Genomic DNA, 17,060 nt, shown 5'->3' with positions numbered 1-17,060 from the left:
GGATGTACCACGCCCTGCCGGCCACCCCGTCGACCGTTCACTGGGGCTATTTCGATCGTGCGCTGGCCCCGGTACTCACCGTGGCGTCGGGCGATCTGGTGGCAATCGAGGCCCTCACGCACCACGCCGGCGATGCGCCGGATCTGTTGATGGACAGCGGGATCCGCGCCGTGTTCGAGCAGGTAACCGATCGCGGCCCGGGCCCGCACCTGTTGACCGGGCCGATCGCGGTGCAGGGTGCCCAGCCCGGAGACGTGCTGCAGGTCGACATCCTGGAGGCGACACCGCGATTGCCTTATGGATCGAACCTGGCCGCGCATTGGGGATACCTGTACGACCTCACCGCCGTCGAACGTGTCACGATCTACGAACTGGACTCCTCCGCACTGCGCGGTCGTGCCGTGTTCGGCTACGACTGGAACACCACGCCACTGGCCGATCAGCCCGGCACCGTCGTCGAACCCGGAAGCGCCCGGCGAGAGCCCGCGTTACCCGGCGTCACCGTCCCGCTGCGGCCGCACTTCGGCACCATGGGCGTGGCGCCCGCCGCCGACGGGCGGCTGTCGTCGGTGCCACCTGGGGATCACGGCGGCAATATCGACAACTGGCGGATCGGTGCGGGCGGACGGATGTACTACCCGGTGCACACCGCGGGTGCTCTACTGTCGATCGGTGACCCGCACGTGTCGCAAGGCGATGGTGAGATCAGTGGTACCGCACTGGAGGCCTCGTTGAACGGCCTGTTGCGCCTGACGGTGCGCCGGGATCTGCCGTTCACCGTTCCCGTGCTGGAGACGGCGACCGAACTGCTCGTCCACGGATTCGGCGACGATCTGGATGCCGCGATGCGCGCCGCAGCGGTGCGGGCCCTGGACCTGTTGCAGCGCTTGTTCGGGCTGTCCGCTGCGGACGCTTATTCGTTCATGTCGGTGGCGGTCGACTTCACCGTGACCCAGGTCGTCGATCAGCGCCAGGGCGTGCACGCCAGGATCGACAAGAGATGCTTCGCGGGCGAGTGGGGAGCCCTGGCATGACCGGGGCGAGCGAAGCGACGGGGGATGGAGGGGGCGCGATCCGCGCATTCACCTTCACCCCGGCCGACGGGGTTCCGCCGTCGGTGGCCCCGTTCGCGCACGCGACCGCGGCCGGCCAGACCTTGCATGTCACCGGTCAGATGCCCACCGATACCAGCGGCGCGGTGGTGAGCCAGGACATCGCAGCCCAGACCGACCAGGTGTTGGCCAATCTGTTGAAGGTCACCGAATTGTGCGGCGGGGGACTGGCTGACGTGGTGTCCGTGCGGGCGTACCTGACGGACTGGTCCGAGTACCCGGCATTCAACGCCGCATACGCCGCATGGTTTCCCGACCGTCTGCCGTCGCGTACCTGCGTGGGCGTGACCGGACTGGCGGTGGGCGCACGCGTCGAGATCGACTGGGTGGCATGGCGCAGCGGGGGATGGGGCTCGCCCTAATATCGCGGTATGGCAATCGATTCCGCTGCGGTGCGCCGCTGGTTCGAGGAGTACCTTGAGGTTTTCGCCTCGACGGTCCGCGGTGAACATGAGCTCTCGGCGCTGCTGAGCCGGTACGCGGTGCCGCTGCTCGTCACCACCGACGACGGGGTGGTGCCGCTCACCACTACGGATCAGGTGGCGTCGGTGATCCAAGGGCAGGTCGACGGATTGCGCGCCCAGGCCTATGGCCACACCTCGCTGCTCAGTGCCGACGTGACGGTGCTCAACGCCAGTTCGGCGCTGTACCGGGGCGCGTTCGTCCGGCACGACCGCCACGGCGGCGAGATCAGCCGCCTGGCGGTCACCTACCTGATAGCAGACGGCACCGACGGATTGCAGATCGCGGTGCTCGCATCCCACGGCGGCTGAACCGGTTATCCACAGTGCCGGATTCATCCACAGCTCACCCTCCTGCGGTTCCTGGCGGCCCAATGCTGTTGGTGCGGTTGCCTACCGTCGGATCATGGACACCGAATCACCGGCGCAACGGCTGACCCGCCGTATCGGTACCACCCCGGACGCCGATCCCGACGAGGAGAGCGATACCTCGCTGTCACGGTGGTTACCCGATTCCACGCGACGCTCGGGTGACTGGATCGGCGCGCTACGGGCGGACCCGGGTCGGGCCGGCGTGATCGCACTGATCGTGGTGGGCCTGCTGGCGGTGCTGGTCACGGTCTTCACTCTGGTGCGTGATCGCACGCCACCGGTGGCCTCGGCGAATCTGCCCGAGGTGCAGATGATTTCGTCGGCGGCACCGCCACCGGGCCCGGTCGAAGGCCCGGTGGTGGTCAGCGTCGTGGGTCTGGTGCACAAGCCCGGACTGGTCACGCTGACCATGGGCGCCAGAACCGCCGATGCCTTGGCGGCCGCCGGCGGCCCGCTGGACGGAGCCGATCTGGTCGGGCTGAACATGGCGCGGCGTATCACCGACGGTGAGCAGATCATCGTCGGTATCACCGCACCGCCGGGCGCGCCGTCGCCGATGGGTAGCTCGGTGAGTTCCAGCTCCAGCTCCAGTTCCACTGCCGCCCCGGGCCCGTCGGGTGCCGGACCGGCCGGTGCCGCCGTGGATCTCAACACCGCCACCGCCGAGGACCTCGACGCACTGCCCGGTGTGGGGCCGGTGACGGCCGCCGCCATCCTCGCGTGGCGTGCGGCGCACGGCCGCTTCAGCAGTGTCGACCAGTTGGGCGAGGTCGACGGGATCGGGCCGGCCCGCCTGGAGAAGCTGCGCGACCTGGTCCATGTGTGAACACCGACCGCCCTGTGCTCGACGTCCGATTGGTGCCTGCCGCCGTGACCAGTTGGGCGGTCACCGCGGCAGGGATCCTGTGGCCCGCGGGTGCGCTCGTCGCCGTGGTCGTGGCGGCGATCGCGGCGTCGGCACTGCTGAGGTGGTACAGCGTGCGGGCACCGGCCGGAGACGGGGGCGGCCCGGTGTTCGGTGCGGCCGCTGTGCTCGCGGTGGCGTTGGTCGGTGGGTGCTTCGCCCTGGCGATCGGACTGCGGGCACACGATGTGCGCCACCACCCGATCACCGCACGGGTGGGCACGACCGTCACGGCCACCGTGACACCCACGGAGAGCCCGCGTGTGCTGGGCGGCGGCCGGTTGCTGTTCCGTGCCGCGCTCCGGCAGGTGGCCGGGGCCCCGGCCGATGGTGCGGTGACGGTGTTCGCGCCCGGCTGGCGCTCCGGCGAGGTGACCGCGGGCCGCCCCACGACGTTCCGGGCCCGGGTCGGGCGGCCCACCCGGTCAGATCTGACCGTCGCGGTGCTGACCGCGGTCGGCGACCCGACGGTCGGCAGGGCGCCGGCCGCGCAGCGGTTGGCCGGCCACATCCGGTCGGCTTTCGCCGACGCGGCCCGTCTGACCCTGCCCCCGGATCAAGCCGCGATGCTGCCGGCGTTGGTACTGGGTGACACCTCGGCGGTGACGGCCCCGGCCGCCTCGGATTTCCGGACGGCCGGCCTGACCCATCTCACCGCGGTGTCCGGCGCCAATGTGACGATCGTGTGCGGAGTGGCGCTGTTGTCGGCGATGCTCGTCGGCCCCAGGATCGCCGCGGTGTTCGCCTTCCTCGTGCTGATCGCCTTCGTCCTCGTGGTCGAACCGTCGGCCAGTGTGCTGCGCGCCGCGGTGATGGGCGGGATCGGACTTCTCGCGATGCTGTCCCACCGGCGCAGGCAGGCCATCCCGGTGCTGTCCTGCACCGTCATCGCGCTGATGGTCGGTGCGCCACAACTTGCGGTCGACGTCGGATTTGCGTTGTCGGTGGTGGCGACTGCCGCGCTGGTGCTCGTCGCCCCGGTGTGGTCAGCCAGGCTGACCGAGCGGGGCTGGCCCCGGCCGCTGGCGGCCGCCGTCAGTGTGGCGGTGGCCGCCCAGTTGGTGACCGCACCACTGGTCGCCGGGATCTCCGGGCGCTTCAGCGTGCTGTCGGTCGCGGCGAACCTGATGGTGGCTGCGGTGATCCCGCCGATCACGGTGATTGGTACCGCGGCGGCCGTGCTGGCGTCCTGGTGGCCGACCGGTGCCGGGCTGCTCATCCGGTTCACCGGACCCGAACTGTGGTGGCTGCTGCAGGTGGCGCACCGGGTCGCGGCGGTGCCGGGCGCCTCGGTCCCGGTGCCTTCCGGGGTTGCCGGTGTGGCGGTGGTCGCGGTGGCGAGCCTGGCCCTGGTGCTCGGTTGGCGCTGGCGGTGGGTCCGGCTGGCGGTGGCGGCGTGCGGTGTGGCTCTGTTGGCGTGGACCGTGTCGGGCGTTGTCGGGTCGTCGTGACACCATCGTCGCGTGAGCAATGAGACCGCGGGACTGCACCTGGTGCTTGGCGAGGAGGAGCTGCTCGTGGAGCGCGCCATCGCGGACGTGTTACGCGGTGCCCGGGCCCGCGCGGGCACCGCCGACGTCCCGGTGGACCGGTTGCGCGCCGGCGAGGTCAGCACCAGTGAGCTGGCCGAGCTGCTCAGCCCGTCGCTGTTCGCCGACGAACGGGTGGTGGTGCTGGAGGCGGCCGCCGAGGCCGGTAAGGACGCGGTCGCGCTGATCGTGTCGGCGGCCGGGGATCTGCCGCCGGGCACCATGCTCGTCGTCGTGCATTCGGGCGGCGGGCGGGCCAAGGCGATGGCCGATCAGCTGAAGAAGATCGGCGCCGAAGTACATCTGTGCGCCAAGATCACCAAGGCGGGCGAGCGTGCCGATTTCGTGCGGCACGAGTTCCGCACGCTGAAGGTGAAGGTCGACGACGACACGGTCACCGCGATGATCGACGCCGTCGGATCCGATCTGCGCGAGCTGGCTGCCGCCTGCTCGCAGCTGGTCGCCGACACCGACGGCCAGATCAACGTTGCGGCGGTGCGCCGCTACCACAGCGGCAAGGCCGAGGTGAAAGGCTTCGACATCGCCGACAAGGCGGTGGTCGGCGATGTGGCAGGTGCTGCCGAGGCGCTGCGCTGGGCCATGCTCAGCGGGGAACCACATGTGGTCCTGGCCGACGCGCTCGCCGAGGCGGTGCACACCATCGCCCGGGTCGGCCCGTTGTCGGGTGATCCGTACCGGCTCGCGGGCGAGTTGGGGATGCCGCCGTGGCGGGTGCAGAAGGCGCAGAAGCAGTCGCGGCGCTGGTCGAGGGATCGGGTCGCGCAGGCCATGCAGGTGGTGGCGGCGCTCAACGCCGATGTGAAGGGCGTCGCCGCGGACGCGGACTACGCGCTGGAGCGAGCGGTGCGCAAGGTCGCCGAACTCGCCACCGACCGCTGACTCCGGAGACGACGAAACGCGCGCCGGCCGGTGGGCCGCACGCGCGCGTCAGTCGAGTTGGAGAAGAGCCGTCAGATCTTGTTGACGGCGAGCGCCAGGGCGGACTTCTTGTTCGCGGCCTGGTTCTTGTGGATCACGCCCTTGCTGGCGGCCTGGTCGAGCTTGCGGCTGGTCTCGACGAGGAGGGCACCGGCCTTGTCCTTGTCACCGGTGTCGATGGCCTCACGCAGTCCGCGGACAGCCGTGCGCAGCGACGACTTGACGGACTGGTTGCGCAGACGGCGGCGCTCGTTGGTCTTGATGCGCTTTTCCTGCGACTTGATGTTGGCCACGCGTGTAGTTCCTTCTTGAACGTCGGTTGGAATACGAAGTCTGATTGCCCGAGCCGAGCGAACCAAGCTGGGCAGCGGTTGTTCAGGTTACCAGCGCATGCCCCGATCTCCCAAAGCGAGACCGACTGGCCTGCCGAAACTGCACATCTGGTGCAGCATTGACAACCGTGACCCTACGAACACTGCCCAACGAATCGGCGCGGACGTCGCGCACCTCCTCCGGCGGCGCGAAACGCCAGGTGGGGATCTTCGGTGGCTATAACGGCCGGGGTAGTTACTCCGAGGCGTTCGACGAGATGTTCGACGCGCAGGGCAACGTGCGCGGGCCGTACAAGGGCATCTTTGCCGAGTTGTCACCTTCGGACGCCTCCGAGTTGGAGGCACGCACCGAGGCCCTCGGCCGGGCGTTCGTCGATCAGGGCATCACCTTCTCGCTGTCGGGGCAGGAGCGGCCGTTCCCGCTGGATCTGGTGCCGCGGGTGATCTCGGCTGCCGAGTGGTCGCGGTTGGAGAAGGGCATCACCCAGCGGGTGAAGGCCCTGGAGATGTACCTCGACGACATCTACGGCGACCAGGAGATCCTGCGCGACGGGGTGATCCCGCGCCGGCTCATCACCTCCTGCGAGCACTTCCACCGGGAGGCGGTGGGTATCAACCCGCCCAACGGCGTGCGCATCCACGTCGCCGGCATCGACCTGGTCCGCGACGCCCAGGGCACCTTCCGGGTGCTGGAGGACAACCTCCGGTCCCCGTCCGGGGTGTCCTACGTCATGGAGAACCGCCGCACCATGGCACGGGTGTTCCCGAACCTGTTCGCCACCCACCGGGTGCGTGCGGTCGGCGACTACGCCTCGCACCTGCTGCGGGCGCTGCGCAAGGCGGCGGCCTCCAACGAGGCCGACCCGACCGTCGTGGTGCTCACCCCCGGTGTGTACAACTCCGCGTACTTCGAGCACTCGCTGCTGGCCCGCCAGATGGGTGTCGAGCTGGTCGAGGGCCGCGACCTGTTCTGCCGGGACAACACCGTCTACATGCGCACCACCGAGGGCGAGCGGCAGGTCGATGTCATCTACCGCCGCATCGATGACGACTTTCTGGACCCCATGGTGTTCAAGCCGGACTCCATGCTCGGTGTCGCGGGCGTCCTGAATGCCGCGCGGGCCGGGAACGTCGTCATCTCCAGCGCGGTCGGCAACGGCGTCGGTGACGACAAACTCGTCTACACCTATGTGCCGACCATCATCGAGTACTACCTCGGCGAGAAGCCGTTGGTCGCCAACGTGGACACCTTCCGGTGCTGGCTCGACGACGAGCGCGAAGAGGTGCTCGACCGGGTGGACGAGTTGGTGATCAAACCCGTCGAGGGTTCCGGTGGGTACGGCATCGTGTTCGGCCCGGACGCCTCGGCCAAGGAACTCGCCACGATCTCCAAGAAGATCCGCGCCGACCCGCGTGGCTGGATCGCTCAGCCGGTCGTACAGCTGTCGACCGTCCCGACTCGCATCGGCGACAAACTGGTGCCCCGGCACGTCGACCTGAGACCGTTCGCGGTCAACGACGGTGACGATGTGTGGGTCCTGCCCGGCGGACTGACGCGGGTGGCGCTGCCGGAGGGTTCACTGGTGGTGAACTCCAGCCAGGGCGGTGGTTCCAAGGACACCTGGGTGCTGGCCTCGCGCACTTCGGCCGCCGACCGCGAGCTGGCCGCCGAGGTGCTGGTGAAGGCGCCGCCGGCGAAGACGGCGCGGGCCGGCAAAACCGCTAAACCCGAACGGACCGAGGAGTCGCCGACCACCCAGCAGCAGCAACAGGCTCAGCAACAGCAACAGGGGGTGAGCGAATAATGTTGGCCCGCAACGCCGAGTCCCTCTACTGGATCGGCCGCTACGTCGAGCGTGCCGACGACACCGCACGGATTCTCGACGTCACGGTGCACCAGCTGCTGGAGGATTCCAGTGTGGACCCCGACCAGGAATCGCGAACCCTGTTGCGGGTGTTGGGAATCGAGTCCCCCAAGCACGCCCTGGATGTCTGGTCGTTGACCGACCTGGTGGCGTTCAGTCGCGACACCCAGGGCGGCTGCTCGATCGTCGACTCCATCTCGGGGGCCCGGGAGAACGCCCGCGGCGCCCGCGAGGTCACCTCGACCGAGATGTGGGAGTGTCTGAACACCACCTACAACGCACTGGCCGAACGCGAACGCGCCGCCAAACGCCTTGGCCCGCACGAGTTTCTCGCCTACGTCGAGGCGCGCGCCGCCATGTTCGCCGGGTTGGCCGACTCCACCCTGTCCCGCGATGACGGCTACCGGTTCCTGCTGCTGGGCCGGGCCATCGAACGCGTCGATATGACGGTGCGGCTGCTGCTGTCCCGAGTCGGCGACAGTGCGTCGTCACCGGCCTGGGTCACGGTGCTGCGTTCGGCGGGTGCCCACGACACGTATCTGCGCACCTACCGCGGCGTCCTCGACGCCGGGCGGGTGGTCGAATTCATGTTGCTGGACCGGCTTTTCCCGCGGTCGGTGTTCTATTCGCTGCGGCTGGCCGAGCACAGCCTCGACGAGCTGCTCAACCGTCCGCACAATCGGGTGGGTTCCACCATCGAGGCGCAACGCCTGCTCGGCCGGGCCCGCAGCGAACTGGAATTCCTGCGACCCGGGGTGGTCCTGGAATCGCTGGAGGAACACCTCGCCGGCCTGCAGAAGACCTGCGTCGAGGTGGGGGAGGCGTTGGCCTTGCAGTTCTTCCACTCGGCACCATGGGTGGCGTGGACCGATGCGGGGCGTAACGGTGCGATGGCGATCGAAGAGGGAGAAATCTGATGTGGCGTATGCGGGTGGTCCATGCGACGGGCTACGCCTACAAGTCGCCGGTCACCGCCTCGTTCAACGAGGCCCGGTTGACGCCACGATCGGATTCCCGTCAGAACGTCATCCTCAACCGGGTTGAGACCACCCCGGCCACCCGGTCCTACCGGTATGTCGACTACTGGGGTACCGCGGTCACGTCATTCGACCTGCACGCCCCGCACACCGAGCTCGAGGTCGTCTCCTCCTCGGTGGTCGAGACCGAGCCCGACCAGCTGCCCGAGGAGAAGGTCACCTGGGAGGAACTGCGTTCCGAGGCGGTGATCGACCGGTTCGACGAGGTGCTCAGCCCCACCAGGTACACGCCGGCCAGCAAGCGGGTCCAACGAGTGGGGCAGCGCATTGCCAAGGAGTACGAACCGCAGGACGCGGTGATCGCTGCGGCGAACTGGGCGCACAGCGAACTGGAATACGTTCCGGGTACCACCGGGGTGCACTCCTCCGGGCTGGATGCCCTGCGCGAAGGCAAAGGGGTGTGCCAGGACTTCGCCCACTTGACCTTGATCCTGTTGCGCAGCATGGGAATTCCCTCACGCTACGTCTCGGGCTACCTGCATCCCAAGCGTAAGGCCGCCATCGGGGACACCATCGACGGGCAGAGCCATGCGTGGATCCAGGCGTGGACCGGCGGCTGGTGGAACTACGACCCGACCAATGACAACGAGATCAACGAGCAGTACGTCACGGTCGGTGTGGGCCGGGACTACGCGGACGTGACGCCACTGAAGGGCATCTATTCCGGCGAAGGCTCGACCGACCTCGACGTCGTCGTGGAGATCACCCGGCTGGCGTAGCCGAGTTGCCGGCGCGGGGCTAGCTCTCTGCGCACACGCCCGGATGTACCTCGACCCGGTGCAAGTCGTCGCCCAGCTCGATCTGGCGGCTGAAGTGGGCTGCGGCCCTTGCCCTCCAGTCGTCTTCCTGCCCGCGGACGAGGGCAGGCACGTAGTGGGTGAGGATCAGGATGCCGACCCCCGCGCGGGCCGCGGTGTCGGCGGCCTGCTCGACCGAGGAGTGGTAGTCGCAGATATCGCGGATGCGCTGCATCGGCATCTGCTCCACCAGGTCCCTGCGGATCACGGTGTGCACCAGCGCCCCGGCCCCGTGCGCCAGCGCATCCAGCCCGGCGCACGGCACGGTGTCGCCGGCCAATACCACCGAGGCGCCGTCGTGCTCGATCCTGAACCCGATGGTCGGGGTCACCGGTCGGTGGTCGGTCGGCCCCACCAGGATTCGCACCCCGTCCTGCTCCCAGACCACGCCCTCGGTGTGCTGGTGCACCTGCACGCCGGGTGGGCCGGTGATATCGGCATGGTGGGCGATCCGGTACCCGATGTCATCCCCGAACGCGGCCAGCGTGGCCTGCACCACCGCGGCGGTACCGGGTGGTCCGATGATCTGCAGCGGCGCGGGATCCGGAGTGAAGGTGCTGATCCACCGGGTGATGATGACGTCGCCCAGATCGGCGATGTGATCGCTGTGTAGGTGGGTGAGCAGCAGGGCACTGAGTGCGCCGGCACCCGACCCCGCGGCGGCCAAGCGCTGCAGGACGCCGCGCCCGCAGTCCACCAGGAACGTCTGGGAGCCCGCCCGTACCAGGGTCGACGGTCCGGCACGGTCGGCGTCGGGAATCGGGCTGCCGGTTCCGAGCAGGGTGACCTCGATCATGGAGAACACCTAACCCCATATCGGCCGGCAGGGGAACCGGAATCGTGAGATAGGACGCCGACCCCACAGTTTCAATACAGTATCGAATAATCCACGACACAGATGGTGCTGAAGTGGCTGTTCATGACTGGGTAGGCGGGGAATATTTCCATGAGTCATTTACTACTCGGAAACAGTGCGGCAACAGAGCCTGCCTACCTTGAAGTGGTCACGACGTCTGTGGCGGCCCAACTGCCTTCCGAGTCACAGGAATTCACATGGCAACTTTCATCGAACAGCGGACGATCGGCGCAATACCGGAGGACGAGCGGCACGGGCGTGCCTGGCATCTACTCCCGCTGTGGTTCTCCCTGAACGCGACGGTCATGGCGGCGACCACCGGCGCCATCGGCATCTCCGTCGGCGCCGGTCTGGTGCCGACCCTGATCGCGATCGTCGTCGGCAATCTCATCGGTTCGGTCTTCATGGCCTACCACTCGGCGCAAGGACCGCAGCTCGGCCTGCCCCAAATGATCCAGAGCCGAGCGCAATTCGGATTCTTCGGAGCGATACTTCCCAATCTCCTGGCCATCATCATGTATGTCGGCTACTTCTCCGGAGCCGGCGTGATCGGCGGCCAGGCGATCGCCAGCATCTTCGGCATTCCGACCGCCACCGGCATCATCATCTGCAACGCGATCACCTGGTTCATCGCCTTTGCGGGGTACCGCGTCATCCACGCCTTCGACCGCGCCATGGCCGCCGTGTCGGTCATCGTTCTGGTGTTGCTCTTCGTCGCTGCCATCGCGCACTTCGGCTCGGCGCCGCCGGTCGAGAGTCACCCGAACTTCGCCAACTTCTTCCTCATCCTGTCGATCGCCGCGAGCTGGCAGATCACCTTCGCGCCCTATGTCTCGGACTATTCGCGGTACCTGCCCACCAGTCAGGGCGGGGCAAAAACGTTCTGGTACACCCTGATCGGCAGCTGCGCCGGGGCCATCACCTTCATGGCGCTGGGCGCCATCGTCGGTGTCTACGCGCTGGACAGCCTCAGCGGCGACGCCATCGTCTACCTGTCGAGCCTGTCGCCGGTGGCGGCACCTGTCATCGCGATCATCCTGGTATTGGGCATGATCGGGGCGAACTGCGACAACCTGTACGGCCCGTATATGGCAGGGCTGTCCACGGTCACCCAAGCCGGTGGGCCGCCACACGTGTCCCGACTGGTGCGGGCCGCCGTCACAGGTGGATTCGCTTTGCTGGGCACCGCCATCGGCATCTTCCTGTCCGGCGACTTCCTGACCAATCTGCAGAACCTGATCATGTTGCTGCTCTACATGCTGGTGCCGTGGACGGCCATCAACCTGGTCGACTTCTACCTCATCCACCGGGGCCGGTACGACGTGGCGGAGATCGTCTCCATGCGTGGTCGCTACGGCCTGGTGAACTGGAAAGCCATCGCCACCTACGCCGTGGCCGTCATCGTCCAGATCCCCTTCATGAGTTGTGCCCTGTTCGTCGGGCCCGCCGCCAGCGCACTCGGCGGCGTCGACATCGCCTGGATCGTCGGGCTGGTCGTCGCCGGTGGTCTGCACTACGTCCTGAACAGGTCCGCGGCTGCGCAAGACGCCGACCTCCCCGTCGCCCCGATCACCGCGGCCGCCGCGGTGACCGCCTGATCCCGCAAAGGAGTCACCCATGGCATTCGACTACTCCCGGCTCACCGCCACCTGTGCGGTGGACTCACCGGAGAACGCCATCACTCTGCCCCCGGAGGCCTACGGCAGCGACGAACTGTATGCCGCCGAGGTGGATCGGATCTTCAAACGTGGCTGGATACCGTTGTGTCGCATCGAACAACTACCGTCACCGGGCAGCTACTACAGCATCGACATCCTCGGCACCCCGCTGGTGGTGACGCGCGACCGCAAGGACGACATCCGGGTGATGTCGCGCAACTGCACCCATCGTTGGATGGAGGTGTGCAGCGGTGCCGGTGAGGCCGGCGTGTTGCAATGCCCGTACCACCTGTGGTCCTTCGGCCTGGACGGTCACCTGGCAGGCGCCCCCGAGATGAAGCAGTCCGCAGGATTCGACCGAAAAGACTGGGGCCTCAAACAGTTCCGGCACGAGGTGTGGAAAGGTTTCGTCTTCGTCAACTTCGACGGACAGGCGGCACCCGTCGCCGAACAGCTCGCCGGACTCGCCCCGATGGTCGATCCGTACGACTTCGAGAACTACCAGATCGTCGAACACACCGACTGGGGGGTCTGCGACTGGGACTGGAAGATCATGGTGGACAACTTCATGGAGTGCTACCACCATATGGGCCCCCATCGCGGCACCCTCGAGGACGAGTTCCCCGCCAAACTCAGCGGCGCAGGTGAGGGCGGCCCCTACTTCACCACCATGTGGTCCCGCCAAGCGGACGGCTACCCGGCCGAAGAGCCCTTTCTGGCGCCCGGCGCCGACACGCTGACCCCCGAGCACAGCCACAAGCTGCTGATCTTCATCGCCTATCCGCTGCTGCAGATCTCGCTGGGCCCGGGTTTCATGTACTGGCTCAAGACCTTGCCCGTCGGCGCGGGGAAGGTGGAGATCCACCTCGACATCGCGATGTCGCCCGCCGCGCTCGCGGCGCCCGACCTCGACGCTCGGCGCAGCCAGCTCGTGAAGTCCATCTGCGATATCCACCGCGAAGACCTCGACGTCTGCGCCGCCGTGCAGAAGTCGGTCCGGGCCGGCGTGACCTCGACCGGGCGGCTGTCACACCTGGAACAACCGCTGTGGGAGTTCTACCGCTACCTCGGACGTGAACTCGGAATCGTCTCCCACACCGCCGACCTCGCCTCCGCCGGCTGAAAGGACAAGATATGACCAGCACCCTGAACGGACACGTACAACGCACTGCCGCAACGGAGGTCGCCGAGCGACTCGGTGCCGCCGGGGTCAAGTACGCCGCGATCAGCTTCGTCGACATGCACGGCAAACCGAAAGCCAAGATGGTGCCGCTCAACCACCTCGGGCAGGCTGCGCGCGGGTCGGAGATGTTCACCGGGGCGGCGCTGGACGGCGTCCCACAGGACGTCAACGACGACGAGGTCGCGCCACATCCGGACCTGGGTGGGGCGATCATCGCGCCCTTCAACACGGAAGTGGCGTGGTTCCCCGGCGACCTCTGGATCGGTGACGTCCCCTTCGAGGCCTGCAGCAGACAGATCCTCAAGCGCGTCACCGCGGACGCGGCGACACTGGGCTACACGTTCAACCTCGGCATCGAGACCGAGTTCTTCCTCCTCACCGACGACCGGGTCGGGACGCCGGCGCCGGCCAGCCTCGACGACACTCTGGACAAGCCCTGCTACGACCTGCGGGGCCTGTTGCACAACTATCCCGTCGTCGACGAGATCGTCACGGCGATGAACGATCTCGGCTGGGACGTCTACTCGTTCGACCACGAGGACGGCAACGGCCAGTTCGAGACCGACTTCACCTACACCGATGCGGTGACCATGTCCGACCGGCTGGTGTTCTTCCGGATGATGGTCGGTGAGATCGCCCGCAAGCACGGCCTGTTCGCGTCCTGGATGCCCAAACCGTTCGCCGATCGCACCGGCAGTGGTGCGCACTACAACATGTCGCTGGCCGATGTCGACGGGGTGAACCTGTTCGAAGAGGCCGACGACCCGCGTGGCTGTGGACTGTCGACGCTGGGCTACCAGTTCACCGCCGGGGTGCTGCGTCACGCGTCGGCGATCTGCGCGGTGATCGCCCCGACCGTCAACAGCTACAAGCGACTGGTCAAGCAGGGCAGCATGTCCGGGCTCACGTGGGCGCCGATCTTCGCCTGCTACGGCGATAACAACCGGACCAACATGATGCGTATCCCCAAGGGTGGGGGACGGGTGGAGTGCCGGGCGGCCGACAGCGCCAACAACCCGTATCTCGGTGCCGCTCTGATGCTGGCGGCGGGACTGGAGGGTATCCGCGAGGGCCTGGATCCCGGCGAGCCCAACCGCGACAACCTCTACAACGTCTCCGAACTGGACCTGGCCGCCCGCGGAATCGGCTGGCTGCCGAGATCCCTCGGTGAAGCCATCGATGCGCTCGAAGCGGATCCACTGGTGCGCAAGGTCTTCGGCGAGGCGATGTTCGAGTCGTTCGTGGCCGAGAAGCGTGCCGAGTGGGACTCCTTCACCGCCCATGTCTCGTCCTGGGAGACCGAGCGCTACCTGCGGTTCTGGTGACCATGCGCTGGGAGGAACTGTCCTCGACGCAACTGGCGGCGGCCGTGGCGGCCGACCCGGCCCTGGTGGCCCTCGTCCCGGTCGGCGCCACCGAACAGCACGGGCCGCACCTGCCGGTCGGTACCGACACCGTCATCGCCACCGCGGTCGCCGAAGCGGCCGCCGGTGGTGACGGCGCGCCGGCGGTGGTGCTGCCCGCGATCGCCTACGGTGCCAGTCAGTTTCACGGCACGGAGCTGGCGGGCACGGTGGCGTTTTCCGGCGAGGACACCGCTGCCCGGGCCTACCAGGTGGCGCGGGCCTGCCTGGACTCCGGAGTGCGGCGCATCTTGTTCGTCAACGGGCATGTCGGCAACGCGGCACCGCTGTGGCTGGCCTGCGACCGCTTCCGCCGCGAGCATCCCGCGGGCCGGATCGGTGTCCTGCAGTGGTGGGATCTGACCCCCGAGATCGCCGCCCGGGCCACCGCCGACGCGGTCGACTGGCACGCCAATGCCGCGGAGACGTCGATCATGCTGGCCTTGCGGCCCGAACTGGTGCACACCGACCGCTTCGCGGAGGCCGACGACCCCGACCGGACGGCCGGGCTGGTCTTCCGGTACTCGGTGGCCCAGGTGTCGGCCAACGGGGTGACCGGATATCCGTCACGCGCCTCCAAGGAACTCGGGCTCGCGCTGTGGCGCGATATCGTCACCGCGGCCCGAGGTGTCGTCGCGGCGGCCCGGGACGAGCAACCGCCGCTGGCGTAGCGATCCGTTCTAGAATGCGCCTCGTGCCACCACCCGAGCGCAAGGCGCAGGTCCGTGCCATCGGACGCCCGCGCCTTGAGGCGGGACCGGAAACCGGCGGCGGGCCGCCCGAGTCGCCACGCACCGGGATCGTCAATGCCGCCACCAAGCTGTTCTCGGAACGGGGCTACGCCCAGACCACGATGAGCGATATCGCGCGCGCCGCCGGTCTGCAGCAGTCCTCGCTGTACTACTGGTTCCGCAACAAGGAGCAGCTCCTGCAGGAGACGCTGCTCGTCAACCGCGCACCGCTGAAATTCATCGCCGAGGTGGGCGCGGGATCGGGCTCGCCCGCGGTCAAGCTGTACCGGCTGCTGCGCTTCGACACCATGCAGCTGGCGATGTCGCCTATCGACTTCAACGAGATCCAGCGGATCGCCCATGAACAGCGCGCCGAGTTCCACCAGTTCTGGGCCGATTACGAGCGGCTGCGCCAGTGGGTGGTCGATCTGATCGGCGCCGCGGTGGGGGAGGGCAAGTTCATCGATTGCGACCGCGACGAGACCGCGGGTCTGCTGCTGAACTTCGACGAGGGCGCTCAGAAGCGAACCCGGCTGCATCCCGACCATGGTGACCGCGCCGAGGAGGCGATCCGGGTCGGCGAGCAGGTCGCCACCATCGCCGTGCGTGGACTGCTCAAACGCCCCAGCGAGATCGGCCGCATCACCGCACAGGCCGCGCAGTTCGACGACGCCGCCATCGCACTTCGGGTCAGCCTGCACGCTTTCGACTGAGCGGGGCCCGGCCGCCGGGGCTTTCGTCCGGCGCCGAACCGACCTACTCTGGTGTGACCCACATCACCAGGGAGGTCCGGTGCGCATCTCCGACGTGCTGAAGAACAAGGGATCGGCGGTCGCCACGATCGCCCCGGAGACCACGGTCGCCGTGCTGCTGGCGGGCCTCGTCAGGCGCAACATCGGCGCGATGGTGGTGGTCGGACCGGATGGTCCGGTGGGCATCGTGTCCGAGCGGGACGTGGTCCGCAAACTCCACGAGCTGGGTGCGGATCTGCTGGAGCGCCCCGTCGCGGACATCATGACCAAGCACCTCGTCTACTGCTCATCCAGTGATTCGGTGGACAGCCTGAGCGCGGCGATGACCCACAACCGGGTGCGGCATATTCCGGTGCTCGACGACGGACGGCTGGCCGGGATCGTCAGCATCGGTGATGTCGTGAAGACCCGGATGCAGGAACTGGAATCCCAGCAGGAACAATTGCAGGCCTACATCACCCAGGGCTGAATACCCTGGGGTTGTGACCACCGTCGACGTCCGTCCCGCTGTCCGCGCCGATATCGCCGCACTGTCGCAGGTGCTCGGCCGCGCCTTCTACGACGACCCGGTGATGGCCTGGATGTTGCCCGATCCGGTGGCCCGGCGACGCAAACTGCATCGGGTGTTCGCGGCCCTGACCCGTCACCACCACCTCTCGCGCGGTGGGGTCGAGGTGGCGGCCGCGGGTTCGGTGCTCGGCGCAGCAGCGCTGTGGGACCCGCCGGGTCAGTGGCGGCACACCGTCGGCGAGCAGGTGCGCGCCGCTCCGGGGTTGCTGCTGGCATTCGGCGCAGCCCTGCGCCGCGGGCAGCAGGCCGAGGAACTGATGCAGCGCCATCACCCGGAGGAGCCGCACTGGTACCTCGCGGTGATCGGCAGCGATCCGTCCGTGCGGGGCAGCGGTCAGGGCCAGGCGTTGATGCGGTCCCGGCTGGACCGCTGCGATGCCGAGCACGCCCCGGCATATCTGGAGTCGAGCAATCCCGCGAATATCGGCTATTACCAACGGTTCGGCTTCGAGGTGACCGGGGAGATCGCGCTTCCGGACGGCCCGTCGCTGTGGCCGATGTGGCGGCAGCCACGGTGAGACGGATGTGGCGGCAGCCACGGTGAGACAGCTGCTCCGGT

General features: G+C 67.9%; 18 protein-coding genes. 16 read left to right on the top strand and 2 right to left on the bottom strand.

Annotation, left to right across the window (positions count from 1 at the left end; all coding sequences use genetic code 11):
* Positions 1-2 precede the first annotated feature (2 nt).
* The 6 genes from H7J86_RS22070 (at position 3) to holA (ending at position 5,278) form a co-directional block, all read left to right on the top strand.
* Positions 3-1,034, top strand: a complete 1,032-nt coding sequence (locus tag H7J86_RS22070) for an acetamidase/formamidase family protein (RefSeq protein WP_187096250.1) — start codon at positions 3-5, stop codon at positions 1,032-1,034.
* Entirely contained in the window at positions 1,031-1,474 is a 444-nt protein-coding gene (locus H7J86_RS22065; protein WP_187096249.1) for a RidA family protein, read from the top strand. Before H7J86_RS22070 ends, H7J86_RS22065 begins: the two co-directional genes overlap by 4 nt.
* A gap of 9 nt (positions 1,475-1,483) precedes the next feature.
* Positions 1,484-1,885 carry a DUF6841 family protein gene (locus H7J86_RS22060; RefSeq protein ID WP_139169825.1) on the top strand — a complete coding sequence of 134 codons (402 nt, stop codon included), beginning with the start codon at positions 1,484-1,486 and terminating at the stop codon, positions 1,883-1,885.
* 94 nt (positions 1,886-1,979) lie between these two features.
* Positions 1,980-2,771, top strand: coding sequence for a ComEA family DNA-binding protein (locus H7J86_RS22055; RefSeq protein WP_267293479.1), 792 nt, complete (start codon positions 1,980-1,982; stop codon positions 2,769-2,771).
* Positions 2,768-4,300 carry a ComEC/Rec2 family competence protein gene (locus H7J86_RS22050; RefSeq protein ID WP_267293477.1) on the top strand — a complete coding sequence of 511 codons (1,533 nt, stop codon included), beginning with the start codon at positions 2,768-2,770 and terminating at the stop codon, positions 4,298-4,300. The genes H7J86_RS22055 and H7J86_RS22050 overlap by 4 nt, the downstream gene beginning before the upstream one ends.
* A 12-nt stretch (positions 4,301-4,312) precedes the next feature.
* Positions 4,313-5,278 carry a DNA polymerase III subunit delta gene (holA, locus tag H7J86_RS22045; RefSeq protein WP_090353430.1) on the top strand — a complete coding sequence of 322 codons (966 nt, stop codon included), beginning with the start codon at positions 4,313-4,315 and terminating at the stop codon, positions 5,276-5,278.
* A 71-nt stretch (positions 5,279-5,349) separates the two neighbouring features.
* Here the strand turns inward: holA and rpsT are convergent, their stop codons facing one another.
* Positions 5,350-5,610, bottom strand: a complete 261-nt coding sequence (gene rpsT / locus H7J86_RS22040) for a 30S ribosomal protein S20 (RefSeq protein WP_090353432.1) — start codon at positions 5,608-5,610, stop codon at positions 5,350-5,352.
* 296 nt (positions 5,611-5,906) lie between these two features.
* On the opposite strand from rpsT, the gene H7J86_RS22035 reads away from it, so the two are divergent.
* From H7J86_RS22035 to H7J86_RS22025, 3 genes are read left to right on the top strand one after another with little or no spacing between them, the layout of a single operon-like run.
* Positions 5,907-7,454 carry a circularly permuted type 2 ATP-grasp protein gene (locus tag H7J86_RS22035; RefSeq protein WP_170847088.1) on the top strand — a complete coding sequence of 516 codons (1,548 nt, stop codon included), beginning with the start codon at positions 5,907-5,909 and terminating at the stop codon, positions 7,452-7,454.
* On the top strand, positions 7,454-8,431 hold the full coding sequence (locus H7J86_RS22030; protein WP_090353434.1) for an alpha-E domain-containing protein: 978 nt from the start codon (positions 7,454-7,456) through the stop codon (positions 8,429-8,431). Before H7J86_RS22035 ends, H7J86_RS22030 begins: the two co-directional genes overlap by 1 nt.
* Positions 8,431-9,270 carry a transglutaminase family protein gene (locus H7J86_RS22025; protein ID WP_090353435.1) on the top strand — a complete coding sequence of 280 codons (840 nt, stop codon included), beginning with the start codon at positions 8,431-8,433 and terminating at the stop codon, positions 9,268-9,270. The genes H7J86_RS22030 and H7J86_RS22025 overlap by 1 nt, the downstream gene beginning before the upstream one ends.
* A 19-nt stretch (positions 9,271-9,289) precedes the next feature.
* On the opposite strand, the gene H7J86_RS22020 is transcribed toward H7J86_RS22025, so the two are convergent.
* A complete protein-coding gene (locus H7J86_RS22020) occupies positions 9,290-10,144 on the bottom strand; it encodes a ribonuclease Z (protein ID WP_267293474.1) in 855 nt (284 codons plus the stop codon).
* 257 nt (positions 10,145-10,401) lie between these two features.
* Here H7J86_RS22020 and H7J86_RS22015 point away from each other — a divergent pair, with 257 nt between their 5' ends.
* The 7 genes from H7J86_RS22015 to H7J86_RS21985 all read left to right on the top strand — a co-directional run bounded on the left by H7J86_RS22015 (position 10,402) and on the right by H7J86_RS21985 (position 17,019).
* On the top strand, positions 10,402-11,802 hold the full coding sequence (locus tag H7J86_RS22015) for a purine-cytosine permease family protein (protein WP_267293472.1): 1,401 nt from the start codon (positions 10,402-10,404) through the stop codon (positions 11,800-11,802).
* Positions 11,803-11,821: 19 nt separating this feature from the next.
* Positions 11,822-12,985 (top strand): aromatic ring-hydroxylating oxygenase subunit alpha, encoded by a 1,164-nt coding sequence (locus tag H7J86_RS22010; protein ID WP_090353439.1) that lies wholly within the window; start codon positions 11,822-11,824, stop codon positions 12,983-12,985.
* 11 nt (positions 12,986-12,996) lie between these two features.
* Positions 12,997-14,370, top strand: coding sequence for a type III glutamate--ammonia ligase (gene glnT, locus H7J86_RS22005; RefSeq protein ID WP_090353440.1), 1,374 nt, complete (start codon positions 12,997-12,999; stop codon positions 14,368-14,370).
* A 2-nt stretch (positions 14,371-14,372) separates the two neighbouring features.
* Positions 14,373-15,119, top strand: coding sequence for a creatininase family protein (locus H7J86_RS22000; RefSeq protein WP_267293910.1), 747 nt, complete (start codon positions 14,373-14,375; stop codon positions 15,117-15,119).
* A gap of 14 nt (positions 15,120-15,133) precedes the next feature.
* Positions 15,134-15,892 carry a TetR/AcrR family transcriptional regulator gene (locus H7J86_RS21995; protein ID WP_090353443.1) on the top strand — a complete coding sequence of 253 codons (759 nt, stop codon included), beginning with the start codon at positions 15,134-15,136 and terminating at the stop codon, positions 15,890-15,892.
* A gap of 79 nt (positions 15,893-15,971) precedes the next feature.
* Positions 15,972-16,400 (top strand): CBS domain-containing protein, encoded by a 429-nt coding sequence (locus tag H7J86_RS21990; RefSeq protein ID WP_090353445.1) that lies wholly within the window; start codon positions 15,972-15,974, stop codon positions 16,398-16,400.
* A 13-nt stretch (positions 16,401-16,413) separates the two neighbouring features.
* Positions 16,414-17,019: a GNAT family N-acetyltransferase gene (locus tag H7J86_RS21985; protein ID WP_235632646.1), complete on the top strand. Its 606-nt coding sequence runs from the start codon at positions 16,414-16,416 to the stop codon at positions 17,017-17,019.
* The last annotated feature ends 41 nt before the right edge of the window (positions 17,020-17,060 follow it).

The sequence above is a fragment of the Mycobacterium hackensackense genome (assembly GCF_025822555.1).
In the GTDB taxonomy this organism is placed as follows: Bacteria; Actinomycetota; Actinomycetes; order Mycobacteriales; family Mycobacteriaceae; genus Mycobacterium; species Mycobacterium fluoranthenivorans.
This window is presented reverse-complemented; position numbering and strand designations above follow the sequence as displayed.

Coding starts and splice junctions, on each gene's coding strand:
- H7J86_RS22065 (WP_187096249.1), top strand. CDS start 1,031: ATGACCGGGGCGAGCGAAGCGACGGGGGATGGAGGGGGCGCGATCCGC.
- H7J86_RS22020 (WP_267293474.1), bottom strand. CDS start 10,144: ATGATCGAGGTCACCCTGCTCGGAACCGGCAGCCCGATTCCCGACGCC.
- H7J86_RS22055 (WP_267293479.1), top strand. CDS start 1,980: ATGGACACCGAATCACCGGCGCAACGGCTGACCCGCCGTATCGGTACC.
- H7J86_RS21995 (WP_090353443.1), top strand. CDS start 15,134: ATGCGCCTCGTGCCACCACCCGAGCGCAAGGCGCAGGTCCGTGCCATC.
- H7J86_RS22030 (WP_090353434.1), top strand. CDS start 7,454: ATGTTGGCCCGCAACGCCGAGTCCCTCTACTGGATCGGCCGCTACGTC.
- glnT (WP_090353440.1), top strand. CDS start 12,997: ATGACCAGCACCCTGAACGGACACGTACAACGCACTGCCGCAACGGAG.
- H7J86_RS22035 (WP_170847088.1), top strand. CDS start 5,907: ATGTTCGACGCGCAGGGCAACGTGCGCGGGCCGTACAAGGGCATCTTT.
- H7J86_RS22025 (WP_090353435.1), top strand. CDS start 8,431: ATGTGGCGTATGCGGGTGGTCCATGCGACGGGCTACGCCTACAAGTCG.
- H7J86_RS22000 (WP_267293910.1), top strand. CDS start 14,373: ATGCGCTGGGAGGAACTGTCCTCGACGCAACTGGCGGCGGCCGTGGCG.
- H7J86_RS22070 (WP_187096250.1), top strand. CDS start 3: ATGTACCACGCCCTGCCGGCCACCCCGTCGACCGTTCACTGGGGCTAT.
- H7J86_RS22060 (WP_139169825.1), top strand. CDS start 1,484: ATGGCAATCGATTCCGCTGCGGTGCGCCGCTGGTTCGAGGAGTACCTT.
- H7J86_RS22010 (WP_090353439.1), top strand. CDS start 11,822: ATGGCATTCGACTACTCCCGGCTCACCGCCACCTGTGCGGTGGACTCA.
- H7J86_RS22015 (WP_267293472.1), top strand. CDS start 10,402: ATGGCAACTTTCATCGAACAGCGGACGATCGGCGCAATACCGGAGGAC.